The organism is Halomonas sp. G15 (genome assembly GCF_021282295.1).
Classification (GTDB): Bacteria; Pseudomonadota; Gammaproteobacteria; order Pseudomonadales; family Halomonadaceae; genus Halomonas; species Halomonas alimentaria.
Map to the genome: position 1 here is coordinate 1 of NZ_JAJSPA010000101.1, position 599 is coordinate 599.

The 599-nt window shown below is 54.3% G+C and carries 2 tRNA genes and 1 rRNA gene; all 3 read right to left on the bottom strand.

Features of this window, described 5'->3' with window-relative positions:
• Positions 1 to 193: 193 nt before the first annotated feature.
• Positions 194 to 269, bottom strand: a tRNA-Ala gene (locus tag LWH48_RS18165).
• Between the two features lie 103 nt (positions 270 to 372).
• A tRNA-Ile gene (locus tag LWH48_RS18170) sits at positions 373 to 449 on the bottom strand.
• A 97-nt stretch (positions 450 to 546) separates the two neighbouring features.
• A 16S ribosomal RNA gene (locus tag LWH48_RS18175) occupies positions 547 to 599 on the bottom strand; the annotation flags it as partial.

Below are 599 nucleotides of genomic sequence, written 5' to 3' on the forward strand. Positions count from 1 at the left end.
AAAGAACGTTTGTCAGCATGAATCACATTGTTAAAGAGCAGACTGTCAATCGACAGTCATAAACCGGTCATTGCGCTGTGCAAGGATGGCTTATGACTGCGGATCCGATCAGGTAAGACTGTGGGGATGGGAGATGGTGGAGCCTAGCGGGCGGTGCGACGTTTCGCTCGAACCGCTGACCTCCTGCCATAAATGGTGGAGCCTAGCGGGATCGAACCGCTGACCTCCTGCGTGCAAGGCAGGCGCTCTCCCAGCTGAGCTAAGGCCCCACTGATACCCGTACTCTGGGTAATTTTATTCAGACCCAGGCATTTTGTGGCGACGCCTAGCCTGCTAGGCGAGTCACGAAATAACGCAGGACTGGATAAAATTTGGTGGGTCTGGGCAGACTTGAACTGCCGACCTCACCCTTATCAGGGGTGCGCTCTAACCAACTGAGCTACAGACCCGGCTTCCAACCACTGGGTCGGTGACCCAAACAGTCTTTTGCTCTGGTCGATCAGGTAATTCATTGTGAGCACTTGCCGACAGTCGGAGACATATCGGTAAGGAGGTGATCCAGCCGCAGGTTCCCCTACGGCTACCTTGTTACGACTTCA